The following is a 7,703-nucleotide window of genomic DNA, read 5'->3' on the forward strand; positions in this document are numbered from 1 at the left end:
GGGCGGGGCGTCCGCGTGGGTGGCCGGGTCGTCCCAGTCGAACCGGACGTCGGCCCCGCCACGCGCCGCCGTACGGGGCGTGATTCCTCGCTGGGCGAGCTGGTCGGCCACCAGCGAGCCGGTCCGGCCGGTACCGCCCAGGGTGGCTCCTCAGAGCAACCCTCGGCCCACACGTCGCCAGCGTGTCGTGTGGTCCGGGGAAAGGGCGAAGTGTCCTCTCCCCAGGAGGCAAGCGCATCGATGGCACGCCCTCGGTGCGGACCGTCGCCGACGGCTAGAGCACGAACTTCGTCACGAAGGGCTGGGATGTGGTGGGCCAGATCCGGTGCGGTAAGCAGTGGGAGGATCGCGGTCAGGGCAGCCTCGCGAACCTCCTGCGAGTTGTCGGCTAGGAGTTGGCGTGTCGCGTCGAAGAGAGTGGGGCGAATCGCACGGAAGGCGTCGATGTCGGCCTGTTCGCCAGGCGGCCATTCCGCGGTGTGGTTGGCGTCCTCGGCCGTGCTACGAAGCCAGTTCAGAAGACCCACACGCAGCAGAAATTGGGGCTGCGCGCCGTAGTGGGCGTCTTCGTAAGGGGTGCGGTCGGAAACCTCCGCCAGCGTTCGGGGATCCTCCAGGATCGCCGCGACGAATGACGCAGCGGGAGCGGTTGCGCTGTAGAAGGTGTTCTGATGCGTAACGGCTTGGTCCAAGTCCCGGAGGGCGGCACCCTGGACGCGTGGGTCTTCGTCCAGGAGCTGCAGAAGGATAAGTGGCGTCGCCGGCGCGACGTTCGGGCAGCAGTGCTCGACCGCGTTCCAGTCCGTTCCTAGCAGCAACTCCTGCGGGTCAACGAATCCGTCGTGCCCGTTCTTGATCCTCATCGGGCAAGTGTGCCAGCCCCTCCAGGGGGCATGCTCAGCCCTCCCTTACTCAGGCTGATGGGAAGTGCCGGCTTGGGAGCCGGGTGTCATGCGGGCTTCGAGGTAGGCGGTCCAGTCGGATCCGGCACCGCGGCGCCATTGTGTTGCCGTGATGACGTGGAGACCGAGGAGGGGCGCTAGGTGTGTTGTCCCGGGAGGTTGTGGACGGGTGAGCCAGGTCTCGGCTGAGGGATCTTGAAGGAGTGTGACCCAGATACGCCAGAAACCCGCCAGAACTTGATCTCGGCCTGCTGAGTGCCTGACGCTGTCGGGGATCTTGGCGATGACGGTCGGCCATGCCCTCTACATCTCAGTCTCCAAGATCCCCGACCTCGTCACCCGCGATCAGCTCTGCGTCTCCTCGCGGCGTCCAATAGCGGCCGCATCGGGAACGACGAGCAGCTTGCCGGTGGTACGCCGAGCCTCCAGATCGCTGTGGGCCCGGGCGGCCTCGGACAATGCGTAGCGGCCCGTTACGGTGACCTCAAGCGCCTTGGAGCGCACCCACTCGAACACATCGGCGGCTCGTCGGAGCAGTTCGGACCGATCGGCGATGAAGTCCCCGAGGCTGGGCCGGATCAGGGTCAGCGAACCGCCGTGGGCGAGCCGAATCGGATCAAACGGCGGCACGGCACCACTTGCCGCGCCGAAGAGCACGAGATGGCCGCGGGTTCGCAGGCTGGCGAGGCTCGCATTGAAGGTGTGCGCGCCGACGCCGTCGAAGACAACCGGCAGTCCCTGACCGCCGTTGAGCCGCCTCACCTCGGCTGCGAGATCGTCGACCGCGGAGGAAAGGACCACCTCAGCGGCCCCGGCACGCTTCGCCAGCTCGGCCTTCGCCGTGGTCGACGTCGTGCCGATCACCCTGCCGCCGAGATGGGTGATGAGCTGGGTCAAAAGCAGCCCCATGCCACCAGCAGCCGCATGCACGAGCACCGTGTCGCCCCCCTGAACCGGGTAGGCGTCCTTGACGAGATAGTGCGCGGTCATGCCTTGGAGGAGCACGGCGGCGGCTGTCTCGAAGCCGATATCGTCGGGCAGCGGCACCAGCCGGGAGGAGTCCACGACGGCCCGCTCGGCGTAGGTGCCGGGAATCTCCACCCAACCGACCCGGTCCCCGACTGCGACGTCAGCGACGCCGGGTCCAACTTCGACGACCGTGCCGGCGCCCTCAGCGCCCGGGGTGAAGGGCAGCGGGAGGCTGTACCGGCCTTCGCGGTGGTAGACGTCGAGGAAGTTGACCCCGGATGCGGCGACCTCCACGACCGCCTCGCCCGGACCCGGCCGCGGCTGGTCCACCTCGGCCTCCTGCAACACCTCGGGACCGCCCACTTCGTACACCTGAATAGCTCGCATGACTCTCCAATTCCGGCTCACATCCCCCACCAACCCCGTGGATGGCGATCCGATTCCCGGCATGCAGATCAACGCCCGCCAGCGCCACGCGCTGGCCGGCTGCCTGACGAACGGGGCCGCCGCCGTCAAGGTGTCGGTCGGAGTCGTCCGAGCCCACCAGTCCCGAGGGCGTCCTCCCAGCGAGCTCCCACCATGACGGCCCCGCATCCACTCGCGCCTGAGCGGGAGCAGCACGTCAAACTCCTCCGCGGGAAGGACCATAGATCAGGCGCGGACAACGGACAGATGACAACCCTGTCCATAACTTCTGCTCCAGGGCCAGGCCGCCCGCCAGGACGCCGGGACCGGGGACGGACTCGGCAGCCTGGGCGAGCATCGGCTCGAAGGGAGGGGTCAGGACCACTCGGGGTTGGCCTCCTTCACCGCCCCTCCGTGCCTGGCCCCCAGCGTCACCGGCCGGGCGCCGTCCAGCGCGCTGGATGCGGCCAGAAGGCCCCGCAACGTCAGGCTGCGGGGTGGGCCGGCTTCTGCTGTGACTCCAGGAGCCGGGCGCGGCACTCCTGGCAGGGCGGGTTCCCAACCCCGGCGTGACAGAGGGGCCATGGCAGACGAGGACGTTAAGCCGTCCTCGCCCCTCATCGCCACGCGCCGTCGGTCTCGTTACAGGGAGCCGAACAGCCAGTTGCCCGGTGCCTGCGGGTCCTCGCTGGTGCCGTACTCCTCGGTGGCACGGCGGATCTCCTCGCGGTCCAGGGTGCCGTTGCCGTCCCGGTCCAGCTTCGCGAAGGCCACCTTCAGGTCTGCGGGTGAAGCTCCCAGCGTCTTGGAGAACATGGTGACGTACTCGTCCTCGTCGATGAGGCCGTTCCCGTCGGTGTCGGCGATGTCCATCCATCCGGCCACCACCGCAGTCAGCCGCTCCAGGACGCCCTGACGGTCGTTACCCAGAGCCTTAGGCATGCCCGCGACGAACTCCGAAGCGTCCACCGGGCCGCTGCCGTCGACGGCCATGCTCGACAGATCCTTGCGCCAGAACTCACCCAGTGCGCTGCGCAGCTGCGTGATCTTCGTGGTCTCCTGGACGTCGAACGCCGCGGCGAGCCGGTCGGCGAGAGCGAGGACGTCATCCTCGACCAGACGGCCGTCTCCGTCGAGGTCGAGCATCGCGAAGATCCGGCGCAGCTTCTGTTCCAGGACCCCTGTAGCGCTGACCATCGTGTCTTCTCCTCTTCTGCCGCTGGGGCGGTTACGGATCACTGGGTCGTGATCATGTGAGGAGGAACGATCGGGATCGGCTGCGGGCACGGTCGCGCGCCGCAGCACATAGGCACGGATGGCTGAGGTTTCCACCAGCGCGGGAGCGTCCACTTTCGTCGGTGGGGCGAGGTGCGACGTTGTCTCCACTGACGGCCTGGGTGAGTACCTCGCTGCGCTTCATCGGCCTCAGCTCAACGTGCCTGGCATGCCTCCTCCGCCATGGGACCGAGCCGGTCACCGTTGTGGGCCGGCGTCGATCAGGGGGATGACTTCGTCGAGGTGGCGGACGGTTGCCCAGGCGCGGTGGGTATGGCGGGTGGAGGTGGTCGTTGTGACGAGGACTCCCCGGCCGGTGGCGTCGAACATCAGAAGGTCATTGCTCCCGTTCCCGATCGCCACAGTCTCGCCCGGTTTCAGGCCGTGGGCAGCGGTGAACTGTCGGAGCTGGCGGAGTTTGAGGTCGGCGGTGTCCCGGGTGAAGTCGAGGTCTTCCAGGAAGCCCTCTGTGTTGAAGTGGAGCTGGCCGTTTCCGTATCCGCAGGTGGCCTGGAGGCGGCCGGTCATGATGTTGGCGTAGAGCTGGGCGGAGCTGGTGATCAGGCACAAGGGCAGGCCGCGGGCCATGAGGGCCGCGGCGAGGCGCAGGGCGTCGTCCTTGATCGGCAGCTGGTGGAAGACGCTTTCGATGGTGGTGCGGGTGGCGAGGCCGGCCCGGGTCCACAGTTCGAGCAGCTGGGTGCGGATCTGCCCGTGGGTGAGCTGTTCGGCCTGGTAGTCCCGGTAGAGGGCGGTGACCTCGCCGATGGGTGCGCCGAGGGCGCGGCTGAGTTCGACGACGGAGCTTTGCGGGGTGAGGGTGTGGTCGAGGTCGCAGACGACCGCACGGACCGGAGGCAGCCGGGTCGAGTCGGCGGTTGGGATGGTGGTTGGGTGCAGGCGGAGGCCGGGATCGGCGGGTCGCATCGGTGGGATCCGGCTCATTGGGCGCTGATGGAGTGGGGCGCGGGGACGGCCACTCGGAAGCGGGGCGACTGCAAGGCGGCCCTGCTGGTGTGCCGGGTCAGGGTAGGGAGCTGCTCGGGCCAGTCGGGGAGGGCAAGGCGTGTGGGGCCGGCGTGCAGGCGCACCGGGGCTAGGGCGTAGGTGAGCTGTCCGCTGCGGGGGGTGAACACGGGCAGCGGCATGAGCAGGGGCACGGTGGTGCGGCGGCTGTGGTGGGCGACCATGGTGACCTGCACGTCCTGGTCCCTGGTGATGCGGACCTGCTGGTCGGTCCAGTCGAAGCGGGCCGGTTGTTTGTCCAGGCCCCAGATGTCGCGGCCGCCTTGCTGGGATGCGGCACTGTCGACCCAGATGTGGTGGATGAAGGTGCCGATGCGGTAGCCGGAGCGCACCAGGCTCGCGATGACGAATTCGTTGTAGCGCAGGTCCCCGTCGAGGTAGCGGATCGCGGCGATCAGAGCGTGCCGGGGCAGGAGTGTGGAAAGGCCCCGAGGTACCGGCGGAAGGCAGGGCGTGGAGAAGAGTCCCATCCACATCGTGCCGGACATGCTCCATGGAGCCGACGGGTAGCCGGGAAGGCCCGGCGGCCGAGGGTTCTTCGCCCGGTTCATGTGGTGCTCCTGGTCGTGGGAGCCGGCTGGTGCCGGAGAGATTGCCCAGGGCGGGGGGTGTGCGGGTGGCCGAAGTCGCGGCGGGCAGGCCCGCCGAGGGCTGCCAGCCAGCGGAAGGTGCGCGGGCTGAGCTGGTAGGCGCCGTACGACAGGGGCAGCCAGCCGGGGATGTCGACGGTGTCCCTGCCCCTGGCCAGAGCGCGTCCGATGGCCGCGGCCACCTGCTCGGGGGTGCACGGGGGCAGGTGGTCGGCGAAGCGCGGGAGGCGGTGGGAGGGGACGTGGCGGCGGAAGAAGTCGGTTCCCGCGATCAGGCCCGGGCGTACCAGGGTGACCCGGATCGCGTGGTCGGCCAGTTCCAGACGTGTGACGTCGGTGAACGCTTCCACAGCGGCTTTCGTCGCCACATAGGCCGCGGCCGGCCCTCTGCCGCGTACGCGGCAGAGTGAGGACCCCATGTTGACGATGTGGCCGCTGCGCTGTTGCCGCATATGTGGGAGTACGGCGGCCACGGTGTGGACCATCGCGTCGTATCCGGTGCGCATCATCAGCAGCGCGTCCGGCGTGTTGGACTCGTGGAAGTCGTGCCAGCGGACGAACGCGGCGTTGTTGACCAGCACGTCGATCCGCCCATGATCCTGCAGAGCCTGGGTCGTCCAGTCCCGCACCTGTTCCTGATCGGTGACATCGACCTGCGCGAGCTGGACGCGGTAGCCGCCCGGACAGCCGGCAAGTCGCTGCCGGGCGTCGTGGAGATTCTGGTCGCAGATGTCGGCGACGTAGACGTGCGCGCCCGCCCTGGCCAGCAGGCGGGTGACCGCCCAGCCGATTCCCTGGGCGCCCCCGGTGACCAGGCACACCCGCCCCCGCGGATGCCACAGGCTCTCCCGGCCTCGGCCGGCCCTCACGAGACAGCCCAACCGCGCAGGCAGGACGCGAACTCGTCGCGAGCCACCGGATCGTCGATAGCGTCGGGCAGCCGGTACATGGCCTGGTTGAGATGGGCGTCGATCCGCTCCCGTAGCCACAGCAGCGCGCCACACTCTTCGATCAGGTCCCGCGTCTGAAGGATCCCTGCGCTGTCTGGGGCAGCGGTGTCGTGGAAGTAGGCGAGCAGCTTCTCGCGGGCCGGCCCCTCGCTTTGAAGCGCGTACGCCACCGAGGGGACGATTCTTCGTTGACGGAGGTCCGCCAGCCGGTCCACCGCCGTGGGCCCGTCACCGGCCGCGTACTCCTCCAGCTCATCCCACAAAGCCCACGCCTTGCCGAACTCGGAGCCGACCTCGGCCGCCGCCTGCACCTGGGCCTCGGACGCGCCCGCACACAGGGCCCCTGCGGCGCAGGCGAACGCCGCACCGGGTGCGATCTTCGCCGCGGACACCGCCAGAGCCTCCTGGAGCGACGCCACGTTCGAGCCCTCGAAGGTCACATCCAGGATCTGGCAGTTCGCGATCTCCCGAACCACCTCCGATAGCCGCCGGACCAGCTCCCCCGCCAGATGCGCAGGCTCCTGCGCCAGCAGCTCGGACGCCAGACCCACCAGCGCGTTACCGACGTAGAGCGCCGCCGGAACACCGAAAACGGCATGCACCGTGGGGCGGCCGTTGCGCACCAGCTCCTCGTCGATGATGTCGTCGTGGACCGTCACACTCGCCAGCAACAGCGATCCCGCCACCGCCGCATTGCGGGCCCGGTTCCACGCGTGTTCCCCGCCACCAGATGAGAGCAGAAACAAGCTCCCGTACCGGCGCCGCGTACACGCAACCACCGGACAGGGCAACCCGTCTGCGTCCACCCAGCGGAAGTAGTACTCCGCCATCCCACGCAGCGGCTGCTCCAACCGCCCCACCGCAGCACGCAAATGTGGATCCAGGAACGCCACCACCTCCCGGCTCACCTGCCGCACATCGCGCGGAACTACGACCTCTGCCTGCCTCATGCCTCTCCCAGACTCCAGTGCCATGCCCGCGCAACGAGAACGCAGCGTTTGCCCCACTCACCCAAGCGCCCTCACATCCCCCGCCATGGCCGTACCGCTGCCACGAGGAACCGCACCAGGGGAGCCGCCCCCGGCTCAGCACCGCTCCGTGTAGAACGCCCTGCGAACCACCCCGGACACCACCGAAGAATGTTCGATCGAAACCCCCGCCCGCCAGGACCGCGGCGCAGCCCGCTGGGTAGCTGCTTGAAGCCCTGGTCAGAGAACCCCTGAGCCTGTCCAGTTGATCAACATCATGCCGCCGCCGGCGGCGCGGGAGGCCGCCGTCATCTACACCCGCGCCAACGACGACCTCAAGGTGCCGTTCACTTTCCGCGTCCGGGTGGCCGGACTCGCTGGCGAACTTCCCGCTCCGGCAGTGGACCGCCGACGCCCGCCGCTTCTACAGCCGCGGCGACATGGACTAGGCGCGCGTCGCCCAGCTGGGGAAACTCGGCATGGTCTGGTCCCACTTCGACGTCGCCTGGGCCGAGGGCCTAGGTGTGTTGTCCTGGGACGTTGGTGACACGCGTGCTGGGTTCTTGAAATGGGTGAGGGCCTCCGGGTTCGGTGTGGATTGCGACATCTACATCGATC

Annotated in this window: 7 protein-coding genes; 1 reads left to right on the forward strand and 6 read right to left on the reverse strand. The window is 68.6% G+C overall.

Annotation, left to right across the window (positions count from 1 at the left end; translation table 11 throughout):
- Positions 1 to 1,247 precede the first annotated feature (1,247 nt).
- Entirely contained in the window at positions 1,248 to 2,258 is a 1,011-nt protein-coding gene (locus tag ACFV0Q_RS34955; RefSeq protein WP_385011058.1) for a quinone oxidoreductase family protein, read from the reverse strand.
- Between the two features lie 61 nt (positions 2,259 to 2,319).
- Here ACFV0Q_RS34955 and ACFV0Q_RS34960 point away from each other — a divergent pair, with 61 nt between their 5' ends.
- Entirely contained in the window at positions 2,320 to 2,454 is a 135-nt protein-coding gene (locus ACFV0Q_RS34960; protein WP_385011060.1) for a hypothetical protein, read from the forward strand.
- A 464-nt stretch (positions 2,455 to 2,918) separates the two neighbouring features.
- On the opposite strand, the gene ACFV0Q_RS34965 is transcribed toward ACFV0Q_RS34960, so the two are convergent.
- The 5 genes from ACFV0Q_RS34965 to ACFV0Q_RS34985 form a co-directional block, all read right to left on the reverse strand.
- Entirely contained in the window at positions 2,919 to 3,473 is a 555-nt protein-coding gene (locus ACFV0Q_RS34965) for an EF-hand domain-containing protein (protein WP_385011062.1), read from the reverse strand.
- Between the two features lie 276 nt (positions 3,474 to 3,749).
- A complete protein-coding gene (locus tag ACFV0Q_RS34970) occupies positions 3,750 to 4,478 on the reverse strand; it encodes an HAD family hydrolase (protein WP_385011064.1) in 729 nt (242 codons plus the stop codon).
- Between the two features lie 14 nt (positions 4,479 to 4,492).
- On the reverse strand, positions 4,493 to 5,128 hold the full coding sequence (locus ACFV0Q_RS34975) for an acetoacetate decarboxylase family protein (protein ID WP_385011065.1): 636 nt from the start codon (positions 5,126 to 5,128) through the stop codon (positions 4,493 to 4,495).
- Positions 5,125 to 6,036: an SDR family NAD(P)-dependent oxidoreductase gene (locus ACFV0Q_RS34980; RefSeq protein WP_385011067.1), complete on the reverse strand. Its 912-nt coding sequence runs from the start codon at positions 6,034 to 6,036 to the stop codon at positions 5,125 to 5,127. The genes ACFV0Q_RS34975 and ACFV0Q_RS34980 overlap by 4 nt, the downstream gene beginning before the upstream one ends.
- Entirely contained in the window at positions 6,033 to 7,067 is a 1,035-nt protein-coding gene (locus ACFV0Q_RS34985; protein ID WP_385011069.1) for a polyprenyl synthetase family protein, read from the reverse strand. Before ACFV0Q_RS34985 ends, ACFV0Q_RS34980 begins: the two co-directional genes overlap by 4 nt.
- Positions 7,068 to 7,703 lie beyond the last annotated feature (636 nt).

The sequence above is a fragment of the Streptomyces sp. NPDC059564 genome (assembly GCF_042735575.1).
Classification (GTDB): domain Bacteria; phylum Actinomycetota; class Actinomycetes; order Streptomycetales; family Streptomycetaceae; genus Streptomyces.